Origin of the sequence: Amycolatopsis sp. NPDC004625 (assembly GCF_040609695.1) — a bacterium.
Classification (GTDB): Bacteria; Actinomycetota; Actinomycetes; order Mycobacteriales; family Pseudonocardiaceae; genus Amycolatopsis.
On sequence record NZ_JBEXKX010000031.1, the window covers coordinates 1 to 24,747 of the forward strand.

The 24,747-nt window shown below is 70.9% G+C and carries 27 protein-coding genes and 1 pseudogene; 17 read left to right on the forward strand and 11 right to left on the reverse strand.

Features of this window, described 5'->3' with window-relative positions:
* Positions 1-95 precede the first annotated feature (95 nt).
* From ABZW17_RS30175 to ABZW17_RS30185, 3 genes and pseudogenes are all read right to left on the reverse strand, one after another.
* Positions 96-284: pseudogene (locus ABZW17_RS30175) on the reverse strand (ferredoxin); the annotation flags it as partial.
* A 36-nt stretch (positions 285-320) separates the two neighbouring features.
* A complete protein-coding gene (locus ABZW17_RS30180; RefSeq protein WP_354821688.1) occupies positions 321-1,520 on the reverse strand; it encodes a cytochrome P450 in 1,200 nt (399 codons plus the stop codon).
* Between the two features lie 10 nt (positions 1,521-1,530).
* Entirely contained in the window at positions 1,531-2,754 is a 1,224-nt protein-coding gene (locus tag ABZW17_RS30185) for a cytochrome P450 (RefSeq protein ID WP_354821691.1), read from the reverse strand.
* Between the two features lie 179 nt (positions 2,755-2,933).
* On the opposite strand from ABZW17_RS30185, the gene ABZW17_RS30190 reads away from it, so the two are divergent.
* From ABZW17_RS30190 to ABZW17_RS30200, 3 genes are all read left to right on the forward strand, one after another.
* Positions 2,934-3,572, forward strand: coding sequence for a TetR/AcrR family transcriptional regulator (locus ABZW17_RS30190; RefSeq protein ID WP_003064106.1), 639 nt, complete (start codon positions 2,934-2,936; stop codon positions 3,570-3,572).
* Between the two features lie 76 nt (positions 3,573-3,648).
* Positions 3,649-4,512, forward strand: a complete 864-nt coding sequence (locus tag ABZW17_RS30195) for a hypothetical protein (protein WP_354822027.1) — start codon at positions 3,649-3,651, stop codon at positions 4,510-4,512.
* Between the two features lie 26 nt (positions 4,513-4,538).
* Positions 4,539-4,976 carry a VOC family protein gene (locus tag ABZW17_RS30200; RefSeq protein WP_354821694.1) on the forward strand — a complete coding sequence of 146 codons (438 nt, stop codon included), beginning with the start codon at positions 4,539-4,541 and terminating at the stop codon, positions 4,974-4,976.
* A gap of 36 nt (positions 4,977-5,012) precedes the next feature.
* Here the strand turns inward: ABZW17_RS30200 and ABZW17_RS30205 are convergent, their stop codons facing one another.
* The 4 genes from ABZW17_RS30205 to ABZW17_RS30220 all read right to left on the reverse strand — a co-directional run bounded on the left by ABZW17_RS30205 (position 5,013) and on the right by ABZW17_RS30220 (position 8,978).
* Complete coding sequence (locus ABZW17_RS30205; RefSeq protein WP_354821697.1) at positions 5,013-5,879, reverse strand: aldehyde dehydrogenase family protein; 867 nt, start codon at positions 5,877-5,879, stop codon at positions 5,013-5,015.
* Entirely contained in the window at positions 5,872-7,305 is a 1,434-nt protein-coding gene (locus ABZW17_RS30210; protein WP_354821700.1) for an aldehyde dehydrogenase family protein, read from the reverse strand. Before ABZW17_RS30210 ends, ABZW17_RS30205 begins: the two co-directional genes overlap by 8 nt.
* Complete coding sequence (gene deoC, locus ABZW17_RS30215; protein ID WP_354821703.1) at positions 7,305-8,279, reverse strand: deoxyribose-phosphate aldolase; 975 nt, start codon at positions 8,277-8,279, stop codon at positions 7,305-7,307. The genes ABZW17_RS30210 and deoC overlap by 1 nt, the downstream gene beginning before the upstream one ends.
* Before the next feature lie 84 nt (positions 8,280-8,363).
* Positions 8,364-8,978: a DUF1707 domain-containing protein gene (locus ABZW17_RS30220; protein WP_354822030.1), complete on the reverse strand. Its 615-nt coding sequence runs from the start codon at positions 8,976-8,978 to the stop codon at positions 8,364-8,366.
* 85 nt (positions 8,979-9,063) lie between these two features.
* Here ABZW17_RS30220 and ABZW17_RS30225 point away from each other — a divergent pair, with 85 nt between their 5' ends.
* Positions 9,064-9,483 (forward strand): protein-tyrosine phosphatase family protein, encoded by a 420-nt coding sequence (locus ABZW17_RS30225; RefSeq protein WP_354821706.1) that lies wholly within the window; start codon positions 9,064-9,066, stop codon positions 9,481-9,483.
* Here ABZW17_RS30225 and ABZW17_RS30230 read toward each other — a convergent pair.
* Entirely contained in the window at positions 9,458-9,694 is a 237-nt protein-coding gene (locus ABZW17_RS30230; protein WP_354821709.1) for a DUF397 domain-containing protein, read from the reverse strand. The two genes, ABZW17_RS30225 and ABZW17_RS30230, sit on opposite strands and share 26 nt — an antisense overlap.
* 11 nt (positions 9,695-9,705) lie before the next feature.
* The gene (locus ABZW17_RS30235; protein ID WP_354821712.1) at positions 9,706-10,560 is read right to left on the reverse strand and encodes a helix-turn-helix transcriptional regulator; all 855 of its coding nucleotides are present in this window, start codon (positions 10,558-10,560) and stop codon (positions 9,706-9,708) included.
* Positions 10,561-10,653: 93 nt separating this feature from the next.
* Between ABZW17_RS30235 and ABZW17_RS30240 the strand changes: the two genes are divergently transcribed.
* Genes ABZW17_RS30240 through ABZW17_RS30260 form a run of 5 tightly spaced genes read left to right on the forward strand, consistent with a single transcriptional unit; the run spans position 10,654 to position 14,239 of the window.
* A complete protein-coding gene (locus ABZW17_RS30240; RefSeq protein ID WP_354821715.1) occupies positions 10,654-10,863 on the forward strand; it encodes a hypothetical protein in 210 nt (69 codons plus the stop codon).
* A gap of 10 nt (positions 10,864-10,873) precedes the next feature.
* Positions 10,874-11,497 (forward strand): uracil phosphoribosyltransferase, encoded by a 624-nt coding sequence (gene upp, locus ABZW17_RS30245; protein ID WP_354821717.1) that lies wholly within the window; start codon positions 10,874-10,876, stop codon positions 11,495-11,497.
* A gap of 32 nt (positions 11,498-11,529) precedes the next feature.
* Positions 11,530-12,438, forward strand: a complete 909-nt coding sequence (locus ABZW17_RS30250) for a pentapeptide repeat-containing protein (protein WP_354821720.1) — start codon at positions 11,530-11,532, stop codon at positions 12,436-12,438.
* Positions 12,435-13,004 carry an RNA polymerase sigma factor gene (locus ABZW17_RS30255; RefSeq protein ID WP_354821723.1) on the forward strand — a complete coding sequence of 190 codons (570 nt, stop codon included), beginning with the start codon at positions 12,435-12,437 and terminating at the stop codon, positions 13,002-13,004. Before ABZW17_RS30250 ends, ABZW17_RS30255 begins: the two co-directional genes overlap by 4 nt.
* Positions 13,001-14,239 (forward strand): hypothetical protein, encoded by a 1,239-nt coding sequence (locus tag ABZW17_RS30260; protein WP_354821726.1) that lies wholly within the window; start codon positions 13,001-13,003, stop codon positions 14,237-14,239. The genes ABZW17_RS30255 and ABZW17_RS30260 overlap by 4 nt, the downstream gene beginning before the upstream one ends.
* Here the strand turns inward: ABZW17_RS30260 and ABZW17_RS30265 are convergent.
* On the reverse strand, positions 14,212-14,829 hold the full coding sequence (locus ABZW17_RS30265; protein WP_354821729.1) for a TetR/AcrR family transcriptional regulator: 618 nt from the start codon (positions 14,827-14,829) through the stop codon (positions 14,212-14,214). The genes ABZW17_RS30260 and ABZW17_RS30265 overlap by 28 nt on opposite strands.
* Positions 14,830-14,912: 83 nt before the next feature.
* Here ABZW17_RS30265 and ABZW17_RS30270 point away from each other — a divergent pair, with 83 nt between their 5' ends.
* The 8 genes from ABZW17_RS30270 to ABZW17_RS30305 all read left to right on the forward strand — a co-directional run bounded on the left by ABZW17_RS30270 (position 14,913) and on the right by ABZW17_RS30305 (position 23,394).
* Entirely contained in the window at positions 14,913-15,314 is a 402-nt protein-coding gene (locus ABZW17_RS30270; RefSeq protein ID WP_354821732.1) for a MerR family transcriptional regulator, read from the forward strand.
* Between the two features lie 50 nt (positions 15,315-15,364).
* A complete protein-coding gene (locus ABZW17_RS30275; RefSeq protein WP_354822033.1) occupies positions 15,365-16,288 on the forward strand; it encodes an aldo/keto reductase in 924 nt (307 codons plus the stop codon).
* Between the two features lie 86 nt (positions 16,289-16,374).
* Positions 16,375-17,910 carry an NAD(P)-binding domain-containing protein gene (locus ABZW17_RS30280; protein ID WP_354821735.1) on the forward strand — a complete coding sequence of 512 codons (1,536 nt, stop codon included), beginning with the start codon at positions 16,375-16,377 and terminating at the stop codon, positions 17,908-17,910.
* Complete coding sequence (locus ABZW17_RS30285; RefSeq protein WP_354821738.1) at positions 17,910-18,965, forward strand: alpha-hydroxy acid oxidase; 1,056 nt, start codon at positions 17,910-17,912, stop codon at positions 18,963-18,965. The genes ABZW17_RS30280 and ABZW17_RS30285 overlap by 1 nt, the downstream gene beginning before the upstream one ends.
* Entirely contained in the window at positions 18,962-20,203 is a 1,242-nt protein-coding gene (locus ABZW17_RS30290; RefSeq protein ID WP_354821741.1) for a cytochrome P450, read from the forward strand. The genes ABZW17_RS30285 and ABZW17_RS30290 overlap by 4 nt, the downstream gene beginning before the upstream one ends.
* Complete coding sequence (locus tag ABZW17_RS30295; RefSeq protein ID WP_354821744.1) at positions 20,200-21,480, forward strand: cation:proton antiporter; 1,281 nt, start codon at positions 20,200-20,202, stop codon at positions 21,478-21,480. Before ABZW17_RS30290 ends, ABZW17_RS30295 begins: the two co-directional genes overlap by 4 nt.
* A 64-nt stretch (positions 21,481-21,544) precedes the next feature.
* Positions 21,545-22,192 carry a response regulator transcription factor gene (locus ABZW17_RS30300; protein WP_354822036.1) on the forward strand — a complete coding sequence of 216 codons (648 nt, stop codon included), beginning with the start codon at positions 21,545-21,547 and terminating at the stop codon, positions 22,190-22,192.
* Entirely contained in the window at positions 22,189-23,394 is a 1,206-nt protein-coding gene (locus ABZW17_RS30305) for a HAMP domain-containing sensor histidine kinase (protein WP_354821747.1), read from the forward strand. The genes ABZW17_RS30300 and ABZW17_RS30305 overlap by 4 nt, the downstream gene beginning before the upstream one ends.
* Before the next feature lie 115 nt (positions 23,395-23,509).
* Here ABZW17_RS30305 and ABZW17_RS30310 read toward each other — a convergent pair whose 3' ends face one another.
* Positions 23,510-24,739, reverse strand: coding sequence for a hypothetical protein (locus tag ABZW17_RS30310; RefSeq protein WP_354821750.1), 1,230 nt, complete (start codon positions 24,737-24,739; stop codon positions 23,510-23,512).
* Positions 24,740-24,747: the final 8 nt, after the last annotated feature.

Below are 24,747 nucleotides of genomic sequence, written 5' to 3' on the forward strand. Positions count from 1 at the left end.
ACTGACGAGCGCCTCCAGGCATCACGCGTGACCCGAGGGGCATCACGCGTGATCAGCGGGGCATCACCCGTGATCAGGGAGGCATCACTCGTGCGCTGGAGGGAAAGGGCCTGGCTGGGGCAGACGTGCACCGCTTCGCGGGCCTTCTCGACCAGCTCGCCCTCGGGCTGGTCATCGAGCACGATGACCGTGCCGTCGTCCTCGCTCTGGTCGAACAGGGCCGGCTCGGTGAGTACGCACTGACCGGCGCCGACGCACTTGCCGGTGTCCGCGATGATCTTCATGGTCCTTCTCTCCCTGTGGTGGGTGGCAGTTCGTCTCTACCAGGTCACCGGCAGCCGGTACAGGCCGTAGATGTTCGCGTCGTCCTTGAACGGGAGGTCGTCCACCGATGCGGCCAGTGCCAGCGAGGGCACGCGGCGGAACAGGGTGTCGAAGACGATCTGCAGTTCCATCCGGGCCAGGTTCTGGCCGAGGCACTGGTGGGGACCGAACCCGAACGCCACGTGGTGGCGCGCGCCGCGTTCGATGTCCAGGGTGTCCGGGGCGTCGAACGCGCGTGGGTCGCGGTTCGCCGAGTACCCCAGGGCCAGGACGCCCTCGCCGGCGCGGATCAGCTGCCCGCCGACCTCGATGTCCTCGACGCACAGGCGTGCGGTGGCCGCGTCGACGATCGTCCAGTACCGCAGCATCTCTTCGACGGCGTCGAGCGTCTTGCCCGGGTCGGCCCTGATCACCGCGAGCTGCTCCGGGTTGCGCAGGAAGGCCACGGTGGACAGCGAGATCATGTTCGCCGTCGTCTCGTGCCCCGCGACCAGCAGCAGGAACCCCGTCGCGGCCAGCGACTCGCGCCGGTAGGTGCCCTCTTCGCGCAGCTTGACGATCTGCCGGCCGAGCAGGTCGTCCGGCGGGTTCGCCTCCTTCTCGCCGATCAGGTCGGCCATGTACCCGCGGATCGTGTCGAACGCCGCCCGCCGGTCCTCGGCGCTGGTCGACCGCTTGATCAGCTTCGCGGTGTGGGTCTGGAAGAAGTCGTGGTCGGTGTACGGGACGCCGAGCATCTCGCAGATGACCAGCGACGGCACCGGCAGCGACAGCGCCTCCACCAGGTCACCGGGCTTCGGGCCGGCCAGCAGCGCGTCGATCCGGGCGTCGACGATCTCCTGGATCCGCGGCCGCAGCGCCTCCATCCGGCGCACGGTGAACTCGCCGAGCACGGCCTTGCGGGCCGGGCCGTGCTCGGGCGCGTCCATGGTGATCATGGTGCGCTCGTCGCCCTTGCGCCGGAACCCGCCCTTGACCAGCTGCGGGAAGTCCGGGTGCTGCCGGTCGGCGCTGAACCGCCGGTCGTTCAGCACGGTCCGGACGTCCTCGTGCCGAGTGACCGCCCAGGCGTGGCCGCCGTCGGGCAGCCGGACCCGCGAGACGGGCTCGCCCTCGCGGATCTCCTCGTACGCCGGCGGCGGCGCGAACGGGCACGTGCGGGTCATCGGGAATTCGCGCTCTTCGACGGTCGTCATGACGTCCCCTTCACCAGGTCACGGGCAGGCAGTAGAGGCCGAAGATCGACGAATCGTGCTTGAACGGCAGCTGGTCGACCGGCGCGGCCAGCTTGAGCTCCGGGATGCGGCGGAACAGCGTGTCGAAGACGATCTGCAGCTCCATCCGGGCGAGGTTCTGGCCGAGGCACTGGTGCGGCCCGAAGCCGAAGGCGACGTGGTGGCGCGCGCCGCGCTCGAGGTCGAGCTCGTCGGCGTTCTCGAACGCCGCTTCGTCGCGGTTGCCGGAGTAGCTCAGCCCCAGGACGCCCTCGCCTTCGCGGATCAGCTGTCCGCCGATCTCGACGTCTTCGGTGGCGACGCGCGAGGTCGCGAACTCGGCGATGGTGAAGTACCGCAGCAGCTCCTCGACGGCGTCCAGGGTCTTGCCGGGGTCGTCCTTGATGAGGGCGAGCTGGTCCGGGTTCTCCAGCAGCGCGACGGTGCCGAGGGAGATCATGTTCGCCGTCGTCTCGTGCCCGGCGATGAGCAGCAGGAACGCCATCGAGACGAGCTCGTCGTGCGCGACCTCGCCGTGCTCCTCGCGCTGCTTGAGGACCTGGCGGCCGAGCAGGTCGTCGGTCGGGTCGGCTTCCTTGGCGCTGACCAGCCGGTCGAGGTACTCCTGCAGCTCGTCGACGGCCTTGAGCCGGGCCTCCGGGTCCACCTCCCGGTTGAGCAGCGTCGAGCTGCGCACCTGGAAGAAGTCGTGGTCGGCGTAGGGGACGCCGAGCAGCTCGCAGATCACCAGCGACGGCACCGGCAGCGACAGCGCCGAAACCAGGTCGGCCGGCTTGGGCCCGGCCAGGATCGCGTCGATGTGCTCGTCGACGATCTGCTGGATCCGCGGCTGCAGGGCCTTCATGCGCTTGACGGTGAACTCGCCGACGACCTCGCGCCGGGCCGGGCCGTGCTCCGGCGGGTCCATGTTGATCAACGACGGGGTGAAGTTGCTCCGCCGCTGCGGCCGCCCCGACTTGAACAGGACCGGGAAGCCGGGGTTGAACCGGTCGGAGCTGAACCGCGGGTCGGTCAGCATCTGCCGTACGTCCTCGAGCCGCGTCACCGCCCACGCCTCCTGGCCCGACTGCAGCCGGACGCGCTGGACGGGACCGGCTTCGCGCAGCTCCTCGTACGCCGGCGGCGGGGCAAACGGGCAGCTGCGGGTCAGCGGGAAGGTCTCGTCCCGCGTCGCGGGCTCAGCCAATTCAGTCATTTCGGACCCCCTAAATCGGACGGAAAGTATGCGGAGGATTACATTCCGGTTCTCTGGTCCAAGGTACCGAAGCGGAAGGACATCGTCCACTAGGTGCCCGCTACCCGGTTGAGGAGGCAGTGCGTGGCCCGCTGGCCGTGCGAGAATCACCCCGCGCGATTCAGCGGAAGGCGAACGGCATGACGGCAGACCCCGAGACCACCCTGCGGGCGGACGCGCGGCGCAACCGCGACCAGATCCTCGCCGCCGCGAAGAACATCTTCGCCATGTCCGGTCCCGAGGTGCCGATGGAGGAGATCGCCCGCGCGGCCGGCGTCGGCGTCGGCACGCTCTACCGCCGGTTCCCGGACCGCGACGCGCTGGTCCGCGCGGTCGCCATGGACAACTTCGAGCGGGTGCTGATCGACGCGCGCGTGATCGCCGAGGAGGAGACGTCGTCGTGGCGCGCGCTCGAGCGGCTGCTGCGGCAGTCGGTGGAGCTGCAGCTGAGCGTGCAGCTGGCGATGGTGTCGCACCGGGCGCTGGTGATCCTCAAGAGCGACCCGGAGGTCCGCCGGCTGCGCGACGAGATCCTGTCGGTGCTCGACGGCTTCGTCGACGGCGCGAAGGCCGAGGGCAAGCTCCGCGACGACGTCGGCGCCGGTGACATCGCGATCCTGTTCGCGACGCTGCTGCGCCAGATGCGCGCGAAGTCCCCGGAGGTGGCCGAGATGGCGGCGCGGCGGTGCGTCGGCATCATGATCGACGGCCTCAGCGCGCGGCCGGGTTCGGCGCTGCCCGGACGCCCGATCACCTCCGGCGACCTCGACCCGGACTGAATCCGCGGTTTTTCGTGTTAGGGTTCCGCCTCGTTCTGCCGGAATTGCAGCTGCGGGCGGGAAAATGCGACGAAGAATGCTGGCCGTGTTGTTGGCGATTTCCTTCCCGGTGGTCGCCGGGTGTGGCGGCAAGCCGGTCGACGGCGTGGCGGCGGTCGCGCCGGCTCCGCTGACTCCGTCGTCGTCTTCGGCACCGCCTGCTTCTTCGTCGTCTGCGCCTACACCTTCGACGTCGTCGTCGCGACCTGCGCCTTCGTCGGCTCCGGTGCCGCCGTCGGCCACGCCGGTGCGGGGCTGCCGCACCCCGGAGTTCACCACGAGCGACCCCGACGGCGGCTGGTCCGACGGCGGGTACTACGTCCACAACAACATGTGGAACGCCGGGGAGGCGGGCCCGGAAACGTTGCGGGCGTGCGCGTACGACAACTGGTACGTCGATTCCACCCAACCGGCGTCGACGTCGGTGAAAACCTATCCGAACGTGCACAAGGACATCAACGACCAAAAGGGAAAGCCGGTCAACGACTATTCGGTGATCAAATCGACGTTCGCCGGCCGCGGTCCGGGCACCGGCGTCTACGACGTGGCGTACGACCTGTGGCTCAACGGCGTGGGCGACGGCAAGGGCGTCAGCGAGCTGATGGTGTGGACGGAGAACAGCAAGCAGGTCCCGGCGGGCGACAAGCTGTCGACGTACACCGCCGGCGGCTCGACGTACGACGTCTGGGCGGACGACGAGGGGTACGTGGCGTTCGTGTCCCGCGCGACCCAGTATTCGGGAAGCGTGGACCTGAAGGCGATGATCGGCTGGGCGATCGGCAAGGGCCTGATCCCGGCGAACCCGACGATCAACCAGATCGGCTACGGGATCGAGTTCTGCTCCACGGGTGGGGGCAAGGCGCGGTTCACGCTGTCGGACTTCTCGGTGACGATGAGCTAGCGCGACGCCTCGGTACGATGCCGCGCATGGTCATCAAACTGGAGAACGTCGGCATCGCCGTTCGCGATCTCGAAGCGACGATCGCCTTTTTCACCGACCTGGGTCTCACGCTCCTCGGCCGGGACACGGTCAGTGGCGAGTGGACCGACACGGCCGTCGGCCTTGACGGCAACCACGCCAGGATCGCCATGCTCCGGACGCCCGACGGCCAAGGTTGCCTCGAGCTCTTCGAGTACATCCACCCCGAAGCGATCGAGACGGCGCCCACGCGCCCCAACGAGATCGGCATGCACCGCGTGGCCTTCTCCGTCGACGACATCGACGAGGCCCTCGAAATCGCCGCGAGGCACGGCTGCCACCCGCTTCGCGGCGTGGCGACGTACGAGGACGTCTACAAGCTCACCTACGTCCGCGGCCCCAGCGGCATCATCGTGATGCTCGCCGAGGAGCTGAAGAAGAGCTAGCGGCCGCCACCCCGAGGGGTGACGGCCGCTGTCAGCTCAGACGCCCAGCGGGTGCCAGACCGTCTTCGCCTCCAGGTACCGCCGCAACCGGGTCAGGTCCGGGGCTGCCGTCCAGTCCGGCTCCGCCTCCGGGACCGTCAGGACCCGCTTCACCGTGTTCGCCGCTTCGCGCGCCAGCTCGACGCGGTCCGCCGGGGCCGCTCCCGTCGGGTCGAGCGCGTTGACGTCTCCGTGCGAAGCCAGCCACGGGCCCAGCTCCGCGGCCCGTCCGGTCAGGATGTTCGCCACCCCGCCCGGGACGTCCGACGTGGCCAGGACCTCCGACAGCGTGATCGCCGGCAGCGGGCGCTCCGCGCTGGAGACCACCACCGCCGTCGAGCCCGTCGCCAGGACCGGGGCCAGCACCTCGACCAGGCCCAGCAGCGACGACGACTGCGGCGCCAGGACGCCCACCACGCCCGTCGGCTCCGGGACCGTGAACGAGAAGTACGGGCCCGCCACCGGGTTCGCCGCGCCGAGGACCGTGGCGATCTTGTCCGTCCAGCCCGCGTACCAGACCCAGCGGTCGATCGCGGCGTCCACTGTGGACTCGGCCTTCTTCGTCGCCAGGCCCTCCGACGAGGACACCTCCGCGATGAACTGGTCGCGGCGGCCCTCCAGGACCTCGGCCACGCGGTAGAGGACCTGGCCGCGGTTGTACGCCGTGGCCGCGGACCAGCCCGGGAACGCCTTGCGCGCGGCCACCACCGCGTCGCGGACGTCCTTGCGGGACGCGTGGGCCGCGTTCGCCAGGAACTTGCCCTTGCTGTCCGTCACCGGGTACACCCGGCCGGACTCCGAACGGGGGAACTTGCCGCCGAGGTACAGCTTGTACGTCTTCGCGACGGAAATCCGGTCAGACATTCAGGTACGCCTCCAGCCCGGTGCGGCCGCCTTCGCGCCCGAAGCCGGATTCCTGGTAGCCGCCGAACGGGGCGGCGGGGTCGAAGCGGTTGAAGGTGTTGGCCCAGACCACGCCGGCGCGCAGCTGGTTCGCCATCCACAGGATCCGGGAGCCCTTTTCGGTCCAGATGCCCGCCGACAGCCCGTACGGCGTGTTGTTCGCCTTCGCGACGGCCTCGTCCGGCGTGCGGAACGTCAGCACCGACAGCACCGGGCCGAAGATCTCCTCGCGCGCGATCCGCATCGACTGGTGGACGTTCGCGAACACCGTCGGCGCGAAGAAGAACCCGCGCTCCGGCACCGGGCACGGGCTGGTCCAGCGCTGCGCGCCTTCGGCGTCCCCGGCTTCGACGAGCCCGCGGATCTTGGCCAGCTGTTCGGCGGAGTTGATCGCGCCGATGTCGGTGTTCTTGTCGAGGGGGTCGCCGAGGCGCAGGGTGGACACCCGATAGCGCAGCTTCTCCAGCACCTCTTCGGCGATGGATTCCTGGACCAGCAGGCGCGAACCCGCGCAGCAGACGTGGCCCTGGTTGAAGAAGATGCCGTTGACGATCCCTTCGACGGCCTGGTCGAGCGGCGCGTCCTCGAAGACGATGTTCGCCGCCTTGCCGCCCAGCTCCAGGGTCAGCTTCTTCGGCGTGCCCGCGACCTGGCGCTGGATCGCCTTGCCGACCTCGGTCGAGCCGGTGAAGGCGATCTTGTCGACGTCGGCGTGCTCCACGATGGACGCGCCGATGTCACCCGCGCCCGGCAGGATGTTCACCACGCCCGGCGGCAGCTCGGCCTGCTGGCAGATCTCGGCGAAGACCAGCGCGGTCAGCGGCGTGGTCTCGGCCGGCTTGAGGACCACGGTGTTGCCGGTCGCCAGCGCCGGGGCGATCTTCCAGGCCAGCATCAGCAGCGGGAAGTTCCACGGGATGATCTGGCCCGCGACGCCCAGCGGACGCGGGTTGGGCCCGTAGCCCGCGTACTCCAGCTTGTCGGCCCAGCCCGCGTGGTAGAAGAAGTGCGCGGCCGCCGTCGGGACGTCGGAGTCGCGCGATTCCTTGATCGGCTTGCCGTTGTCCAGGCTCTCCAGCACGGCCAGCTCGCGCGAACGCTCCTGGATGAGCCGCGCGATGCGGAAGAGGTACTTCGCGCGCTCGGTACCCGGCATCTTCGACCAGACACTCGTATAAGCCTTGCGCGCGGCCTTCACCGCGGTGTCCACATCGGACTTCGACGCGGTGCCGACCTCGGCGAGGACCTCTTCGGTGGCCGGGTTGATCGTCTTGAGCGGCTCACCCGAGCCGTCGACGAATTCGCCGTTGACGAACGGCTTGTACGAGTCCTTCAGGTTCGCGATGGCCCGGGATTCCGGCGCCGGCGCGTATTCGAAAACGGGCATCAGTCCACCGTCACGTAGTCGGGGCCGCTGTAGTGGCCGTCCACCTGGGTGCGGCGCTGCAGCAGCAGGTCGTTGAGCAGGCTGGACGCGCCGAAGCGGAACAGGTCCGGGGTCAGCCACGCCTCGCCGGCGACCTCGTGCACCGCGACCAGGTACTTGATCGCGTCCTTCGTCGTCCGGATGCCGCCCGCGGGTTTGACACCGCGCAGCTCGCCGGTCTGGACGTGCCAGTCGTGGACCGCCTGCAGCATGATGTGCGTGACCGGCAGCGTCGCGGCGGGGGAGACCTTGCCGGTGGACGTCTTGATGAAGTCCCCGCCGGCCAGCAGCGCCAGCCACGACGCGCGCCGCACGTTGTCGTAGGTCGCCAGCTCGCCGGTCTCGAGGATGACCTTCAGGTGGGCGTCCCCGCAGGCGGCTTTGATCGCGCTGATCTCTTCGAAGACGGCCATGTACCGGCCTTCGAGGAAAGCGCCGCGGTCGATCACCATGTCGACTTCGTGCGCGCCCGCGTCGACGGCGATCTTGGTGTCGGCCAGCTTGATCTCGCGGCTCGTGCGCCCGGCGGGAAAGCCGGTGGCGACGCTCGCGACGTGCACACCGCTGCCCTTGAGCGCTTCGACGGCGGTGGCGACCATGTCCGGGTACACGCAGACGGCGGCGACGCGCGGGGTGTCCTGCCGCTCGGGATCGGGCCGGACGGCCTTCGCGGCGAGCGCCCGGACCTTGCCCTGGGTGTCGGCGCCCTCCAGCGTGGTCAGGTCGACCATGGAGATGGCGGTGTCGATGGCCCACCGCTTGGCGTCCTTCTTGATGCTGCGCGTGCCGAGGCCCGCCGCGCGCTGCTCGACGCCGACCTGGTCGACACCGGGCAGCCCGAGCAGGAAGCGGCGCAGGCTCGCGTCATCGCGAGTCGCGTCCACCAGCGGTGCCGGGGTGGCCGGCGCCGCTGACGTGCTGGTCGTGGCTGTCATGCCGCTGAGTCTAGGCGGCGGGTCCGACAGTGCGAGCCCCCGTTGGGTGTGACGCTGAGTGCAGAACGCGTCACAAAGCCGTGGTCAGGACCCTTCGATCTGCGGTGGCTCGGTTCGTTTCGACGGCTTCCGGTACACGACGACGCCGCCCCAGAAGGCCAGGCCGTTGATCTTCACCGTGGGGGCGGTCGGGGGTGCGGGTGGTGCGCCCGACTTGTCCTCCAGGACGAAACCGCCCATCAGGCCGATGCCCGTGACGTCCACGTTGATGTCGTCCGGGACCGTGATCTGGATGCCGCCCATGATCGCGACCGCCGTGATCGTGCTGTGCTTGTCCGCGAAACGGGCCTGGCGGAGGTCGATCTCCGCGCCGCCCCAGAAGGCCAGGCTGTTGTGCTGGGGTGGGAGGACCCAGCTGCCCTTGCGGACCGCGCCCGACAGCACGCCGATCGACACCGGGGAGCCCGGGTGGCCGCCGATGCGCTGGTCCGGGAAGCCGAGGGCGCGGGTCGTGGCCGGCTCGATCGCCGCGGACGAAGAGGGGAGGTCGGCCGTCACCGGCTTCAGCTCGCCGAGGGTTTTCGCCGCGTAGACCGTCGTGAGCCGCTCTTCCAGCTCGTTGACCGTGATACGCCCCTCCGCGAGGGCGTTGTGCAGCACCTGGGCGACGCGTTCACGGTCCGCGTCCGAAGCCCGCATCTGGTCGGGCGTCAACTCGCTCACCCGGCGTAGCTTATCGGCGAAAACCACCCTACGTGTCCATCTTCCGGAGGACACTGACCCGATGGTGGAATTCCCGGACGGCACCCGCGTCCAGGGGCGGGGGCTGGGCCGCCCGCGCCCCGACGGTCCCGACCCCGGCTTCGGCCTCTACCTGGGGACGAGCCGGCTGCGCCGCAAGCACGGCGGGGGTATTACGTGGCCACACGAGTGGGTGACGTGGCCGGACTTCCTGCTGCCGGTCAGGCCTGCGGAAGCGCGCCGGCAGATCATCGCGCTCCACGAACGGGCGAAGACGGAGACGGTCGAGGTCGCCTGCTACGGCGGTGCGGGCCGGACCGGGACGGTCATGGCCTGCCTGGCGACGCTCTCGGGGGTGCCGGCGGGGGAGGCGGTGGCGTGGGTGCGCGAGCACTACCACGAACGGGCGGTCGAGACGCCCTGGCAGCGACGCTGGGTCAGCTGGTTCGCCCGGCAGCGTTGACGAAGGCGATCCACGCGGGGGCGGGGATGGTGAGGTGGCCGCCCTCGCGATCCTTGGTGTCCCGCACGCCGACGGTGGTGGAAGTGGAGGACACCTCGACGCAGTTGGAATCGTTGGTGCTGTAGCTGCTCTTGCCCCATGCGACGACTTCCACGCAGTTCGCCTGGCTGCCGCTGTAGCTGCTCTTTCGCCAGGTGCCCTCGGCGATCATCGTTCGTGCTCCTAGTGGGCGGTCCAGTCGCCAATGGCCCTGGCGATGCGCCCGATCGATTCGTCGGGTGACATGGCGACGGCATGAATGCCGCGCCAGGCGACCCTAGCACTGGCGATGTGCTCCTCTTCCTCGAGAAAACTGCTCGTGCTGCAGCTGTCCATGTAGGCGACCGGCGGGGCCGAGCCGAAGTCGAGAATCGCGAACGGACCATCCAGGCCGGGATGTGCAGATACCGAGAAAGGCACCACCTGAACCGTTACGTTGCTGCGCTCGCTCAGGCCGCGCAGATGATGCAGCTGTGCGCGCATGATGTCGGGAGCGCACACCGGTCGGATGAGGACGGTTTCATCGATCAGCAGATGGATCACCGGCGCGGGGCGGCGGCTGAAGATGACTTGCCGGGCCATCCGCGAAGCCACCAGTGCATCGACCTCGGAATCGGTCAGCCGAGGGCTGGTGCCTCGGATGATCGCGCGCGAGTAGTCCGGTACCTGCGCGAGGCCGGGGACCAGCATCGGTTCGTAGTTCTGGATGGAGGTGGCCTCGCTCTCGAAGCGCATGAGCTCCTTCCAGTTCGGCGGCAACTTGCCATGGATCTCGTGCCAGTTGCGCTCCTCGCCCTCCCTGACCAGCGCCAACAGCTCACTCCGCTTCGCCGCCGGCACGCGCAACAGCCCCAAGATCGCCGACACGTCGTCCGCGTACAACCCGCGGTCGCCCGTCTCCATCCGGCTGATCTTGCTCTCCGAACAGTCCAAAGCCGTCGCCACGTCCAGGCAGGTCAGGCCCGCCGCCACCCGCAACGTCCGGAGCTCCGCCGAGACCCTTCGCTGCCGCACCGACACCCGCTTGTTCTTGGCCATGCGCACACCTTCTCCGCTTGCCAGCGCGGCAAGGAAGATCGCTCACCCGGTCGATCAGTTGCGTGCGTCCGTGGCAAGAAACCAGGGTTGGGCATGCTCAAGAAACACAAGGTCCTGCACCAGACGTGGACGCTCAACGGCGTCTACGCGAACTGGAAGCTGACCGTCGCGATCGAGCCGGGGGAGTACTCCCGCGACCTGCCCGAGTGGCCCGGCGACAAGCTGGCCCCGGTCGTCGGGCACTTCTTCGAGGCCGTCAACCTCTACGAACTGAGAAGGGACGCCGAACCGCCCACCGGCTAGATTGACCCGCATGGATGTGCACGTCGTCGACCACCCCCTCGCGAAGGCCCGGCTCTCCACGATGCGCGACGCGCGCACCGACAGCGCCGCGTTCCGGGCCGCGCTGCACGAGCTGACCGTCATGCTGGTCTACGAAGCCACGCGGGACGTGCCCGTCAAGATCGAGAAGATCCACACGCCGGTCGCCCGCACGGACGGCTTCCGCCTGGCCAAGCCTCCCCTGCTCGTCCCGGTGCTGCGGGCCGGCCTGGGCATGGCCGACCAGGCGCACAAGCTGATCCCGGACGCGCAGATGGGGTTCGTCGGCCTCGCGCGCGACGAGGAGACGCTCAAGCCGACCCCCTACCTCGAATCGCTGCCGGAGTCGCTCGCCGACCGGCCCGTCCTCGTGCTCGACCCGATGCTCGCCACCGGCGGCTCGATGGAGTACACGATCCGCCTGCTCACCGACCGCGGTGCCGACGACGTCACCGCGATCTGCGCGCTCGCGGCCCCGGAGGGCCTGGCGCACCTGGAAAAGACCGGCCTGCCGGTCCGGGTGGTCACGGCGAGCATCGACGAACGCCTCAACGACTCGGGGTTCATCGTCCCGGGCCTCGGTGACGCGGGCGACCGCCAGTACGGCGCCGTCTAGCCTTGCCCGTCCTGAAGTGGCGGTGGATCGCCGTGACCGCCGTCGCGGTCGCGGGCGTCACCGGGTCGCTGCTCTGGCTGTTCCTGACCTGGTCCGGACGGCCGGACGCGCCGGTCCGGATCGACGCCGTCAAAACCGCGTTCGGGGTCGGCGCGGGCGCCGGCGGGGCGTTCGCGCTCTGGCTGGCGACCCGCCGGCAGCGCACGCTCGAACTGCAGCTGGCCGAGACGACCGTGGACCTGGCGGAACGCCGGGTCACCGAGCTGTACACGAAGTCCGTCGAGCAGCTCGGCAGCGACAAGGCCCCCGTCCGGCTCGGCGGGCTGTACGCGCTCGAACGGCTCGGGCAGGACAACCCGAAACAACGCCAGACGATCGTCAACGTGCTGTGCTCCTACCTGCGGATGCCGTTCAAGAGCCCGGAAACCGGCCTCCGCGGCCGGACCGGCGCGGAACTCGGCGAGGACACCGACCCCGAACTGCTGGTCCGGCTGGCCGCGCAGGACCTGCTCAAGACCCACCTGAGCCACGACGAGCCGGGGTTCTGGCCGGGGATGTCGGTCGACCTGCAGCGGGCCGTCCTGGTCGACTTCCGGCTGAGCGGCTGCACCCTGGCCGCCGCGGACTTCAGCCGCGCCCGGTTCGTCGGCGCGGTCCACGTCCGCGGCTCGCGCTTCACCCGCCGGGCGGGGTTCTACGGCGCCGAATTCACCGACATCGCGAACTTCGACCGGTCGGTCTTCGACGAAGGCGCCTTCTTCTCCTACGCACACTTCGCCCGGGACGCCACCTTCACCCGGATCCGCTCGGGCGGGGTGTTCCAGTTCTCCCGCACGGCCTTCGACGCGGGCGCCGACTTCGCGGGCGGCGAACACGAGGAGCTCGACCTGCCGGACGCGCTGCGCAACAAGCCGGCCGATGCCGGCCACGAAGGGGTGTGACCAACCAAGCGACGGGGACGCCGGTGGGCGACCGGGATCTGTGGGAGCAGGCGGCCGAGGGCGACGAAGCCGCCTTCGGTGAGCTCTTCGAGCGGCACGCCGAGGCCGTCTGGAACCACGCCTACCGGCTGACCGGCTCGTGGGCCGCGGCCGAGGACCTCACCTCGCACACCTTCCTCATCGCCTGGCGCCGTCGCGCCGACGTGACGCTGGTGCGCGACAGCGCGCTGCCGTGGCTCTACACCGTCGCCGGCAACGCGGCCCGCGACGAACACCGCGGCGCGAAACGGCGGCTGCGCCTGCTGCGGAAGATCCCGGACGCGCCGGTGGTGTCCGACCACGCCGACGCCGTCGCCGAGCGGCTCGACAGCGAGCAGCGGCTGGGCGAGGTCGTCGCCGCCGTCCGGACGCTGCCGAGGGCGCAGCGGGAGGTCGTCGAGCTCTGCCTGCTCGGCGACCTGAGTGCCGCCGACGCCGCGGCGCTGCTGTCCGTCGCCGAGGTCACCGTCCGCGCCCACCTGTCCCGGGCCCGCGCCCGGCTGCGCACGCTGCTGGAGGAAAAATGAGCCTGCGAGATCTCCCGCCCCGGCGCGTCCTGCCGGACGACGTCCGTGACCGGCTGCGTGCCGAGGTCCGTCAGGGCATCGCGAAACCCCGGCGGAGCAGGCACGTCTGGTACGCCGCCGCGGCCGCCGTGCTCGTCCTGGCCGCGGGCGCGGTCGTCGTGACGCGGCAGTTGCGGACGCCCGTCGAAGCGCCGCCCGCGACGACGAACACCGGCCTGACCCTCGACGCGAAATTGGCGACCTCGGCCCTCGACCGCTGCTGGGCGGCCGTGCGGACGGCGGGGAAGACCGGCCGCGTGGCGGACCGCGCCGACTGGGTGCCCCTGTTCACGGACACGTTCGGCACCGACTCGGTCGTCGCGGCCACCGCCGCCGGGAAGCCGATGTTCTGCGAGGTCACCGAGACGACGGTGACCCTGTCCGATCCGGCGGCCGCGCCCGCGTACGCCCCCGGTAGCCGGTCCGGGCTGCTGCTGCACAGCGCGACCGGGCTGGCGGCCGGGGTCGTCGACCCGGCCTGGCCGCAGGCGAACCTCGCCACGAAGTCGGCGGGTGGCTCGTCGAGCGCGTCGGGCCTGGACTTCTCGCCGGCCAGCCGCCAGTTCGTCGCGTTCACCGGCACGGTCCCGGCGAAGGTGGAACTGGCCATCGGGGACGGGCCGGGCGAGCAGCCGATGTTCCGCCTGCCGGAGGCGCCGCCGCCCCTGCTTTCGGTCACGGACCGCCCGGCCGACGCCGAGCGGACGTCGGCCGCGGGCCGGGCGCTGGGCGAGTGCCTGGCCGCCGCGGAGGAGGTCGTCGCGGACGCCCCGGCCTACCGGGCCGGGCCGTCGCTGGCCGAGCGGGGCTACCGGATCGTGCTCGGCCGCCTGGGTGACCGGGTCGTCGCGTGCACGACGGAACCGGGGCCCGCGGGACCGCGGTCACACGCCTACCCGGACCGCTACACCGGACCGGCGGTGCCCGCGCGCAGCCTCGTCGTCGACACGCTGGGGGCGACCGAAGGCGGCGGCCAGGACCGGCCGCGGACGCCGTTCGCGGCGGTGGTGCCGTCGACCGCGACCCAGGTGATCGTCGACTACGGCGGCGGGAACGGCGCCGACACGCTGGTCACCGACGGGATGTTCGCCGTCTGGCTGCCGGTCGGCCGGCTCAAGCCGGACGCGAAGGGGCACGTCAAGGCGTGGGACGCCCGCGGCACGGTCGTCTACGACGGGATGCTGCCGCTGTTCTGAGTCCGCAGCCAGCCGGAGGCGTTCGCGCGCAGGGCGGCCTCGTACGACGTCGTGACGTCGAACTCCTCCGGCAGGTTGCCGGTCAGCTCCAGGGAGACCAAGCCGTGCACGATGGCCCAGCAGCCGACCGCGATCGTCTCCGGCGGGACGTCGAGGAAGACGCCGTCGGCGACGGCTCGGCGGATGATCCGCTCCAGGGGCTTGAGCGTTTCGCGGGCGAGCTCCTCGGCGTCTTCGTTCGGCTCGAACCCGGGCACCGACCTGGTGAACATGATCCCGTAGAGGTTCGGGTCGGCCAGCGCGCTCGTGCGGTAGGCGGTGCCGAGCGCGACGAGGTCCTCGACGGCGTCACCGGTCAGCGGCGTCCCGGCCATCCGGGCGCCGAAACGGCGGAAACCCTCGGTGTAGAGGGCGTTGACCAGGTCGGGTTTGCTGCCGAAGAGCGAGTACACGGCGGTGGTCGACGTCCCGGCGTCGGCGGCCAGCTTGCGCAGGGAAAGGGCCTTCGGCCCGTCGGCCGCGATGAGCTCGCCGGCTCGGTCGAGGAGCTTGAGCCGGAGCGCTTCGTCGTGCGTGCGTGGCCGTGCCATGCACAGAGCGTATCGCAACGGTGTTATTTTTTGCGAGGACGAAGATTTGACCTGGAGTGCACTCCAGGTCGTACTGTCGGCGCATGAGCTACTCGATAGCGGAAGCCGCTCGACGTAGCGGACTGTCCATCGACACCCTCCGGTACTACGAGCGCATCAAACTGCTCGACCCGCCCGCCCGGGACACCGCGGGCCGCCGGGCGTACTCCGACGACGACCTCAACTGGCTGGGTTTCCTGACCAAGCTGCGCACCACCGGCATGCCGATCAAGAGCATGCGCGAGTACGCGTCGCTGCGCCGCCACGGCGTCGCGAGCGCGGGCCGCCGCAAGGCCCTGCTGGTGGACCAGCGCCGGTCGGTCGCCGAGCGGATCGCCGAGCTGCAGGGGTGCCTCGACATCCTCGACTACAAGATCGAAAACTACGCCCAGGTCGAGCGCAACGTGCTCGGCGTGGAACCCGGTATGGAGGAGATTTCCGCGTGAAGAACAGGAAGCTGGGCGGCCTGGAAGTCGGCGCCCAGGGGCTCGGCTGCATGGGGATGAGCCAGGCCTACGGCGTCCGCGACAACGAAGACGAGTCGATCGCGACCATCCACCGGGCGCTGGAGCTCGGCGTGACGCTGCTGGACACCGCGAACGTCTACGGCGGCGGCGTCAACGAGGAACTGGTCGGCCGCGCGATCGCCGGCCGCCGCGACGAGGTCGTGCTCGCGACGAAGTTCGGCATCGTGTGGAACGACGGCGCGATGGGCGCCCGCGGCGACGCCGCGTACGTGAAGCAGTCTTGTGACGAGTCGCTGCGGCGGCTGGGAGTCGACCACATCGACCTGTACTACCAGCACCGCGTCGACCCGGACACGCCGATCGAGGAGACCTGGGGCGCGCTCGCTTCGCTGGTGGAGGCCGGGAAGATCCGGTACGCCGGGATCTCGGAGGCGAGCGCGGCGACGATCCGGGCCGCGCACGCCGTGCACCCGGTGACGGCGTTGCAGAGCGAGTGGTCGCTGTGGACGCGGGGCATCGAGGGTGACGTCCTTTCCACGTGCCGCGAGCTGGGGATCGGGATCGTCCCGTTCTCGCCGCTGGGCCGGGGTTTCCTGACGGGTGCGGTGACGTCGGTCGCCGACCTGCCGGAGGACGACATGCGCCGCGGCCTGCCGCGGTTCGCCGAGGGCAACCTCGAGCGGAACCTGGCGATCGTCGAGGCCCTGCGCGCGCTGGCTGCGGACAAGGGCGTCACCGCGGGCCAGCTGGCGCTGGCGTGGGTGCAGTCCCACGGCGAGGACGTCGTGCCGATCCCGGGCACCAAGCGCCGCAAGTACCTCGAGGAGAACGTGGCGGCGGCTTCGCTGGAGCTGACGGCGTCGGACATCGAGGCCATCGAGGCGGCGGCTCCCGCGGACGCGATCGCGGGAGAGCGCTACCCGGAGCGCTTGGCCCGCGCCGCCGGGAAGTAAGTTTCTTGCTTCTGAGGCTTTTCTGAGATCTCCGGAGCAGGCTCGGCGCCGATCATGCGGTCGGTGCCGAGCCTCAGGAGGTCGTCGTGGCGGAGGAAGTGCTCGATTATCTGGTCGTCGGGGCCGGGCCCGCGGGGTTGCAGCTCGCGCAGCACCTCGGCCGGGCCGGCCGCCGCTACCTCGTGCTGGAAGCCGGTTCCGCGCCCGGCCACTTCTTCGAAACCTTTCCGCGGCACCGAACCCTCATCTCCATCAACAAGAAGCACACCGGGTACGCCGACCCGGAACTGCGCATGCGGATGGACTGGAACTCGATCCTCGCCGACGGCGACGACGATCCCGTCCTCTTCACCGACTACAGCGACAAGCTCTTCCCGAAAGCCGAGAACCTCCTCCGCTACCTCGCCGACTACGCGGCGAAGTACCAGCTGGACATCCGTTACGACACCCGGGTGACGCGCATCCGGCGGGAGAGCGAAACTTTCGTGCTCACCGCGGGGAAAACCGAGTTCCGGGCGCACCGGCTGATCATGGCCACCGGCGTGACGAAGCCGTACGTCCCGCAGTTCCCCGGCGTCGAGCTCATCGACCAGTACGTGGACGTCGACGTCGATCCGGCGAGCTTCACCGGCCAGCGCGTCCTCGTGCTCGGCAAGGGCAACTCCGCGTTCGAGACCGCGGACAACCTGATCGAGCGGGCCGCGGTCGTGCACGTCGGCGGCCCGCGGCCGGTGAAACTGGCCTGGCGCACGCACTTCGTCGGCCACCTGCGCGCCTACAACGCCGGCATCCTGGACATGTACCAGCTCAAGCTGCAGCACGCGATCCTCGACGGCGAGGTGCGCGAAGTCCGCAAGGACGCCGACGGCTACCACGTCAAGTTCGCCTTCGCCCGCGCCGACGAGGTCGTCAAGGAAATCCGCTACGACCGCGTGATCGGCTGCACCGGCTTCCGGTTCGACGCCTCCCTCTTCGACGAGGACTGCCGTCCGCAGCTCACCATCAATGACCGCTTCCCGGCGCAGACGTCGAGCTGGGAGTCGGTCAACGTCCCCGGCCTGTACTTCGCCGGCACGATCACGCAGGTCCGCGACTTCAAGAAGGCCACCAGCGCGTTCATCCACGGCTTCCGCTACGGCGCCCGGGCGTTGGCGAAGGTGCTGGACGAGCGCTACCACGACGTCCCGTGGCCGCACACCGAACTGCCCGCCAAACCGGACGCCCTGACCGACGCCGTGATCACCCGGATCAACCGGACTTCCGGGCTCTACCAGCAGTTCGGCTTCCTCGGTGACGTCCTCGTCGTGGACGGCGACACCGCCCGCTACCTCGAAGAGGTGCCGGTCGACCGGGTCCTCGAAGACCCGCCGGAGGACGCCTACGTCGTCACCCTGGACTACGGCCCCGACCACGACAAGGTCGACCCGTTCGACTTCGTCGCCCGCGCCGCCCAGGACAAGGCCAACGACCGCGGCGAGGGTCACTACCTGCACCCGATCGTCCGGCACTACCGCCGCGGCGAGCTCGTCGCCACCCACCACGTCACCGAGAACCTCGAGAACGAGTGGGACCAGGAAGTCCACATCGGACCGCTGACCGCCTTCTTCACCCGGGAACTCTGATGCGCACGATCGCGGAGTTCGAGGCGGCGGCCCGCGAGCGCCTCGACCCGGCCCACTACGACTACTTCGCGGGCGGCGCGCAGGACGAGATCACCCTGCGGGAGAACGAAACCGCGTACAAACGGCTGCGGCTGCTGCCCCGGGTGCTGCGCGGCAGCGACAAACGCGACCTGAGCCTGACGCTGCTCGGCACGCCGTCGTCGATGCCGATCCTGATCGCGCCCACGGCGTTCCACCGGCTCGCGCACCCCGACGGCGAGCTCGCCACCGCCCGGGCCGCGGCGCGGGCCGGCACGATCATGATCGTCAGCATGGCCGCCACCACGGCGATCGAGGACATCGCCGCGGCCGCCCCGGACCTCGGCCTGTGGTTCCAGCTCTACCTGCAGCCGGACCTGGAGTTCACCGAGGCGATCGTGCGCCGGGCCGAAAACGCCGGTGTGCAGGCGTTCGTCGTCACCGTCGACTCGCCCGTGCTCGGCCGCCGCGAGCGCGACGACCGCAACGCCTTCCACGACCTGCCGGCCGGGCTGGCCGTGGAAAACCTGCGCGACATCGGCGAGAACCGCAGCGGCGGCACCGCCAGCCACGTCCGTGACATCGTCATGTCGGCGCTGAACTGGGACCACATCGCTTGGCTGCGGTCCAGGACCAAGCTCCCGGTGCTGATCAAGGGCGTCCTCCACGCCGAAGACGCGCGGCTGGCCGTGCACCACGGCGTCGCCGGGATCGTGGTGTCCAACCACGGCGGCCGCCAGCTCGACACGGTGGCCGCGACCATCGACGTGCTGCCGGAGATCGCGGCCGCGGTCGGCGGGGCGGTGCCCGTCCTGCTGGACGGCGGGATCCGCCGCGGCACCGACGTCGTCAAGGCCCTGGCGCTGGGCGCGGACGCGGTCGGCGTCGGCCGCCCGGTGGTGTGGGGCCTGGCCGCGGGCGGCCGCGAAGGCGTCACGGAGGTCCTGGAGCTGCTGCGGGAGGACTTCGACCAGGCCCTCGCGCTGTGCGGCGGCCGGCACCCGGCCGATCTCACCCCGGACCAGGTGCGGCGATGACCGGCACCGCGCTCGCCTGGCTGCCGGCGCGGGTCGTCGCGCTGCGGATGCGGATCTTCGCGCTGGTCAACGGCCAGGACGCGGTGACGGTCCCGGGCCCGCAGGTCGGCGTCGGCGACTTCCGGCGCGTCTACGCCGACCCGGCGGCGAACGGCCGCAGCCGCGGTGCCGCGCTGTCGGACCTGTTCTGGTACTGGCTGTCGCCCGGGGCGCAGGTGCACCAGGAACACCTCGAAGCCGGGCCGCGCTACGACGAGGTCGCCAAGTGCACCCGGCACATCCTGGTCCGGTCCAAAAAGGACTCCGAGGAGCTGACCCGGCGGGTGGCCGCGCACGTACTCGACGGCGTCCGGCCCGGCCTCGTCCGGCTGCGCGACGAAATGATGCCGATCTGGGCCGAGCTGTACTACGAGCTGGTGTTCGAGGAGCCGTGCCCGCCGGAGGCGCGGGACCTCATCGTGGCGCACGCGGACGACGTCGTCTCGGCCCTGAAGTGCGTGCGGCCGCGCAACATGCGGCGCCGGGCGCGGCTGACGCGGTACCTGCGAAGGCGGCTGGCCGACGTCCCGCACCCGCTCCCGGAATCCCTGACCCCCGACGAGCAGGCGTACTACCTGCAGGGGACGTTCTTCACCACGGCCGTAGTGCAGATGTCTGAGGCGATGGCACACCTGCTGATGATCATCGCGCAGGACGAGGGCCTCCAGGAGCGGCTCGCCGGCCACCCCGACGACAACGACCGGGTCATCGGCAGTGTCATCGAGGACGGGTTGCGCGCGTACCCGCTGTTCGGCATCGCGCACCGGATCACCACCGCCGACATCGAACTGGCGGACCTGACCATCCCGGCCGGGACGGTGCTGTGCTTCAGCTACCCGGACTTCGCCGCCCGGACCACGCGCGACGACTTCATCCCGTTCGGCGTCGCGCAGAACCGGGCCTGCCCGGCCCGCGGGCTCGCGCCGCCGACCATGCGGATCGTGACCAGCGAGGTGCTGCGCCGCTTCGGCCTCGCCTCGACGGCCGGGCACACGCGCTCGATCCCCAACCGCGGGCCGGCCCTGCTGACGCCCCGCGGCGCGCGTCCCCGGCGGGCGCCGCTGGTGTGGATCGCGGTCCGCGACCGCTGGGAAGACGTCTGGCGCAGCTTCGCCCAGCTCGTCTTCGGCACGTACATGGTGCTCGACGCCCGCAAGAAAGCCCTCTGCACGACCTACTTCGCCGGAGGTAACCGATGAGCCCGTCCGAAGCGGCGCCGATCTTCTTCCTCGCCGTCGTGGTGATCCTCGTGGTGGTCAGGCTGGTGTGCCTGGTCGCGGTCAAGCTCGGCCAGCCACCGGTGGTCGGGGAGATGATCTCCGGGGTGCTCCTGGGCCCGTCCCTGCTCGGGTTGCTGCTCCCGGACGTCCAGGCGGCGCTGTTCCCGGACGGCATCCGCTCGCTGCTCTACGTCGGCGGCCAGATCGGCCTGGTCATCTACATGTTCGGCGCCGGCTACGAGTTCAACGTCGGCAGCGTCCGGGAGTCGCGGAAGTCGGTCGCGGCGATCTCGTCGGCCGGGACGCTGGTGCCGCTGGCGCTCGGGGTCGGCGTCGCGGTGGTCGGCACGACGTGGGTCGGCATCGGCAAGGAGGGCGTTTCGCCGGTGACGTCGGCGGCCTTCGTCGGCGTGGCCCTGGCGATCACGGCGTTCCCGATGCTGGCGCGGATCATCACCGAACGCGGGATCGCGTCGACGAAGTTCGGCTCGCTGGCGCTGGCCTGCGGCGCGCTGGACGACGTGCTGGCGTGGCTGCTGCTGGCCGTCGTGCTGGGCATGCACGCCGGGTCGGCCGGGCCGGTGGCGCTCGCGCTGGGCGGCGGGGTGCTCTTCGCCGGGCTGGTGTTCACCATCGGGCGGCGGTTGCTGGCGAAGGCGATGAACAGCGAGCGCATGGGGGTCGACCAGCGGGTGCTCGTCACCGCGATGGCGTTGTTCGCCGCCGCCTGGTTCACCGACAAGATCGGCCTGTACGCGGTGTTCGGCGCGTTCTGCGTCGGGATCGCGTTCCCGCGGACGCCCACCGCCGACGCCGTGCTGGCGAAGATCATGCCGATCGGGCGGATCGTGTTCCTCCCGCTGTTCTTCACCTACTCCGGCCTGAACACGCGGTTCGCGCTGCTGGCCGACCCCAAGCTGCTGGCGTTCGCGGTGCTGTGCGTGGTGGTCGCCATCGTCGGCAAGCTGGGGGCGTCCTGGGGCGCGGCCCGGCTGGCGGGGGAGCCGCCGGCGATCGCGTCGCGCGTCGGCGTGCTCGTCAACGCGCGCGGGCTGATGCAGCTGATCGCGCTCAACGTCGGGCTCGCCGCGGGGATCGTCTCGCCGGCGTTGTTCACCGTGCTGGTGCTCGTCGCGCTGGTCACCACGATCATGACCGCCCCGGTGCTGGGCTGGCTCGACCGCCGGGATGCCCGCAAGGGGACCACCGAGGTACTCCTGACGGCCGAACCGGTCCCGGTGACCGGGAAAAGTTGATTCTTCAATTCCGGAAAATCACTGCCAGTATGGATCCGTGCGCGATGGGGTGGCGAAACCGCGGGTGCTCCTGGTCGAGGACGACCGCGAACTGGCAGGCATGCTGGGGGAGTTGCTCGCGGACGAAGGCTACGAGACCGACGCGGCGTACGACGGCCAGCGGGGCCTGCACCTCGGGCTCACCGGGCAGTACGACGTGATGGTCATCGACCGGCGGCTCCCGGTGCTCGACGGGCTGGAGCTGCTCCGGCGGCTGCGGGCGCGGGCGGTGACCACGCGGGTGCTGGTGCTCTCGGCGCTCGGCGAGGTGGCCGACCGCGTCGCCGGGCTCGACGCGGGGGCCGACGACTACCTCGTCAAGCCGTTCGAGGCCGAGGAGCTGCTGGCCCGGCTGCGTGCGCTGGGCCGCCGTGACCTCGACGGCGCCGAGTGCCTCCCGCTCGGCGCGGCGGCGCTCGACCTGCGGCGGCACGAGGTCGTGCTGCCGCGCGGCGAGCGGATCACGCTGTCCGGGCGGGAGTTCGAACTGCTGCGGACGCTGGCGCAGCGGCCCAAGGCGATCCACCCGCGGGCGGCGCTGCGCACGCACGTGTTCGCCGACTCGACCGGGGAGTCCATTGTGGACACCTATGTGTACTACCTGCGGCGCAAGCTGGGCCGCGACGTCGTCCGGACCGTGCACGGCCTCGGCTACCAGATCGGGGCGGTATGAGCCCCGATCCCGAACAGGGGGCCCTGCGGCGGGCGCGGTGGGTGATCACCGCGCAGGTCGCCGTCGTGGTGTCGCTGCTGGTGGCCGTCGCGGGGGCGATCGCGTACGGGATGCTGCTGTCCGGGCAGCACGCCGACGCCGACCGGACGCTGGCCAGGGCGATCCAGCTCGGCCCGGGCACGACCCCGCCCGGCTGCGTCTGGCTGTTCACGCCGACCGCGCACGCGCCGGCCGGGCCGCCACCGGCGGGGATGCCGCTGCCCGAGCTGAACGCGCTGGTGCCCGCGTCCGGCGACGTCCACACCGAACGGCGGTCGATCGGCTGGATGACCTACACGATCCGGGTGGAGAACCACGGCGGCGTCGTCTCGCAGGCGTTGTTCGAGGAGCGGTACCAGGTCCAGGACCGCGCGTCGCTGCTGCTCGGGCTCGGCGTCGCCGAGGTGCTGGCCCTGCTGGCGGCCCTGGTCAGCGGACGGGTGCTGGCCCGCCGGGCGATCCGGCCCCTGGAAGACGCGCTGCGGCGGCAGCGGACGTTCGTCGCGGACGCGTCCCACGAGCTGCGGGCCCCGCTGACCCGGCTGCACACGCGCGCGCAGCTGCTGGCCCGGCGGGCGTCGGGCCGTGACGCGGCCGAACTCGACCAGCTGGTCCGCGGCACGCGTGAGCTCGGCGAAGTCGTCGAGGACCTGCTGCTGTCGGCGCAGGCGTGCGGCGACCGGCCATCGCTGGAACCGGTGGAGCTGGGGGTGCTCGCGGAGGAGGCGGTCGCGGCGGAGGCGGTGCGCGCGGGGGAGGGCCGGGTCCGGCTGGCGGTGACCCGCGAGCGGCGGCCGTACCTCGTCCAGGGCGTGCCGACGGCGTTGCGCCGCGTGCTGTCGGCGTTGCTGGACAACGCACTCGGCCACACCCCGCCGGGCGGCTCGATCGAGGTGTGGCTCGGCGTCCCGGACGAGCACCACGTGGAGCTGCGCGTCCGCGACACGGGCGTCGGCTTCCCACCGGCCGACGCGGACCGCATCTTCGAGCGGTTCGCCCGCGGCTCCGACGGCGACGGCCGCCGTTTCGGCCTCGGCCTGGCCCTGGTCCGCGAAGTGGTGACGGGCCACGGCGGCACGATCGCCGCCGCCACCCGCCCGGGAGCAGGAGCAACCTTCACCCTCCGCCTCCTCCGCGCCGACCCCACAGGGCATCACGCGTGATTACACGGGCATCACCCGTGACTGGAGGGGCATCTCGCGTGATCAGGCGGGCATCAGCGTGATGCCTCCCCAATCACGCGTGATGCCCCTCTGATCACCTGAGATGCCTCGCTGATCACGCGTGATGCCTTGATGCGCTCAGGGCGAAGCGGATCTGGCGGGCCGTTTCTGGCGGGAGGAGGTCGAGGTGGGTTTCGATTTCGGTGGCGAGGGTCGGGGACGGGGTCGTGTAGGTGGCGGCCGTGTGCTGGAGCCAGGCGTGGATGTCCTGGTGGGCGTCGGGGGCGAGGTCCGGGTCGGGCAGGAGGACGAGGTCGGTGTGCAGGCGGTGCCACGTGCCGTGGTCGCGGAGGAGGGCTGCGGCCGCGCGGCGGGTGTGGAGCGGGTGGGCCGGGGACAGGAGGGGGCGGAGCGTGGCCGGGGCGACGAACCGGCCGCGCAGGAACGCCACCACCTCGCGGGTCACCGCGGGCGACGGGTCCGTCAGCAACGGCCGGACCGCCGCCGACTCCGGGGCGATCCGGCGCAGGCCGCGGACGGCCGCCCGGCGGATGCGGGGACGCTCGTCGGTGAGGTGACGCTCCAGGAGCGGGGCGTCGGCGGCCGTGCCGGTCTCACCCAGGCCGGCGAGCGCGCCGAACGAGACCGGCAGCGTGCGGTAGTGCGCCGCCGGGTCCGGGACGAGGACCTGCGCCATCGACCGCACCGCCGAGGACCGGTCCGCCAGGTGGGCCACGGCGGCGTCGGGGCCGAGCAGGGTCAGCGCCCGCATCCGCACCTTCGGCGCGCCGGCCGCCAGGAGCTCCTCGACGCATTCGCCGCGGTCGAGCAGCGCGTCGCCGCAGATCATGCGCACCACGAAGTCGGCGTGCGTGGAAGCGATCTCGAGCAGCCGCTCGCGTGAAAGTAACTCGAGCGCCTCGCGGTGCGCGAACCGGCGGCTCTCGCGGTCGTCCAGCGCCAGCGCGGTGTCGAGCGAGCTCAGCAGCGTCTTGCGGAACAACTCGGTCATCCAGCCGTCGACCAGACGCCGCCGCAGCACGCCGATCAGCGGCAGCATCGCGCGCATCGCCGAATCGTCCAGTTTGGACAGAACGGCCTCGCGGGCCGCCGCCCGGACCTGCGGGACCCAGTCCACGCACCGGATCAGCAGCAGCGGCACCGCCTCGGGGTCCCGGCTCACCGCGAGCCGCCAGACCGTCGCCTCGCGCTCGTGACCGTCCGGCGAGCAGGCAGCGATCGCCACCGCTTCCCGCGCTGTCCGGCGGCCGCCGCGGTACCACCACTCCCGCCGCACGGTGCGGTCGAACCCGACCCACTGCCGCACGTCTTCGAACTCGATCATCGGCCTCC

Coding starts and splice junctions, on each gene's coding strand:
- ABZW17_RS30180 (WP_354821688.1), bottom strand. CDS start 1,520: ATGACGACCGTCGAAGAGCGCGAATTCCCGATGACCCGCACGTGCCCG.
- ABZW17_RS30185 (WP_354821691.1), bottom strand. CDS start 2,754: ATGACTGAATTGGCTGAGCCCGCGACGCGGGACGAGACCTTCCCGCTG.
- ABZW17_RS30190 (WP_003064106.1), top strand. CDS start 2,934: ATGACGGCAGACCCCGAGACCACCCTGCGGGCGGACGCGCGGCGCAAC.
- ABZW17_RS30195 (WP_354822027.1), top strand. CDS start 3,649: ATGCTGGCCGTGTTGTTGGCGATTTCCTTCCCGGTGGTCGCCGGGTGT.
- ABZW17_RS30200 (WP_354821694.1), top strand. CDS start 4,539: ATGGTCATCAAACTGGAGAACGTCGGCATCGCCGTTCGCGATCTCGAA.
- ABZW17_RS30205 (WP_354821697.1), bottom strand. CDS start 5,879: ATGTCTGACCGGATTTCCGTCGCGAAGACGTACAAGCTGTACCTCGGC.
- ABZW17_RS30210 (WP_354821700.1), bottom strand. CDS start 7,305: ATGCCCGTTTTCGAATACGCGCCGGCGCCGGAATCCCGGGCCATCGCG.
- deoC (WP_354821703.1), bottom strand. CDS start 8,279: ATGACAGCCACGACCAGCACGTCAGCGGCGCCGGCCACCCCGGCACCG.
- ABZW17_RS30220 (WP_354822030.1), bottom strand. CDS start 8,978: ATGCGGGCTTCGGACGCGGACCGTGAACGCGTCGCCCAGGTGCTGCAC.
- ABZW17_RS30225 (WP_354821706.1), top strand. CDS start 9,064: ATGGTGGAATTCCCGGACGGCACCCGCGTCCAGGGGCGGGGGCTGGGC.
- ABZW17_RS30230 (WP_354821709.1), bottom strand. CDS start 9,694: ATGATCGCCGAGGGCACCTGGCGAAAGAGCAGCTACAGCGGCAGCCAG.
- ABZW17_RS30235 (WP_354821712.1), bottom strand. CDS start 10,560: ATGGCCAAGAACAAGCGGGTGTCGGTGCGGCAGCGAAGGGTCTCGGCG.
- ABZW17_RS30240 (WP_354821715.1), top strand. CDS start 10,654: ATGCTCAAGAAACACAAGGTCCTGCACCAGACGTGGACGCTCAACGGC.
- upp (WP_354821717.1), top strand. CDS start 10,874: ATGGATGTGCACGTCGTCGACCACCCCCTCGCGAAGGCCCGGCTCTCC.
- ABZW17_RS30260 (WP_354821726.1), top strand. CDS start 13,001: ATGAGCCTGCGAGATCTCCCGCCCCGGCGCGTCCTGCCGGACGACGTC.
- ABZW17_RS30265 (WP_354821729.1), bottom strand. CDS start 14,829: ATGGCACGGCCACGCACGCACGACGAAGCGCTCCGGCTCAAGCTCCTC.
- ABZW17_RS30270 (WP_354821732.1), top strand. CDS start 14,913: ATGAGCTACTCGATAGCGGAAGCCGCTCGACGTAGCGGACTGTCCATC.
- ABZW17_RS30275 (WP_354822033.1), top strand. CDS start 15,365: ATGGGGATGAGCCAGGCCTACGGCGTCCGCGACAACGAAGACGAGTCG.
- ABZW17_RS30285 (WP_354821738.1), top strand. CDS start 17,910: ATGCGCACGATCGCGGAGTTCGAGGCGGCGGCCCGCGAGCGCCTCGAC.
- ABZW17_RS30290 (WP_354821741.1), top strand. CDS start 18,962: ATGACCGGCACCGCGCTCGCCTGGCTGCCGGCGCGGGTCGTCGCGCTG.
- ABZW17_RS30295 (WP_354821744.1), top strand. CDS start 20,200: ATGAGCCCGTCCGAAGCGGCGCCGATCTTCTTCCTCGCCGTCGTGGTG.
- ABZW17_RS30305 (WP_354821747.1), top strand. CDS start 22,189: ATGAGCCCCGATCCCGAACAGGGGGCCCTGCGGCGGGCGCGGTGGGTG.
- ABZW17_RS30310 (WP_354821750.1), bottom strand. CDS start 24,739: ATGATCGAGTTCGAAGACGTGCGGCAGTGGGTCGGGTTCGACCGCACC.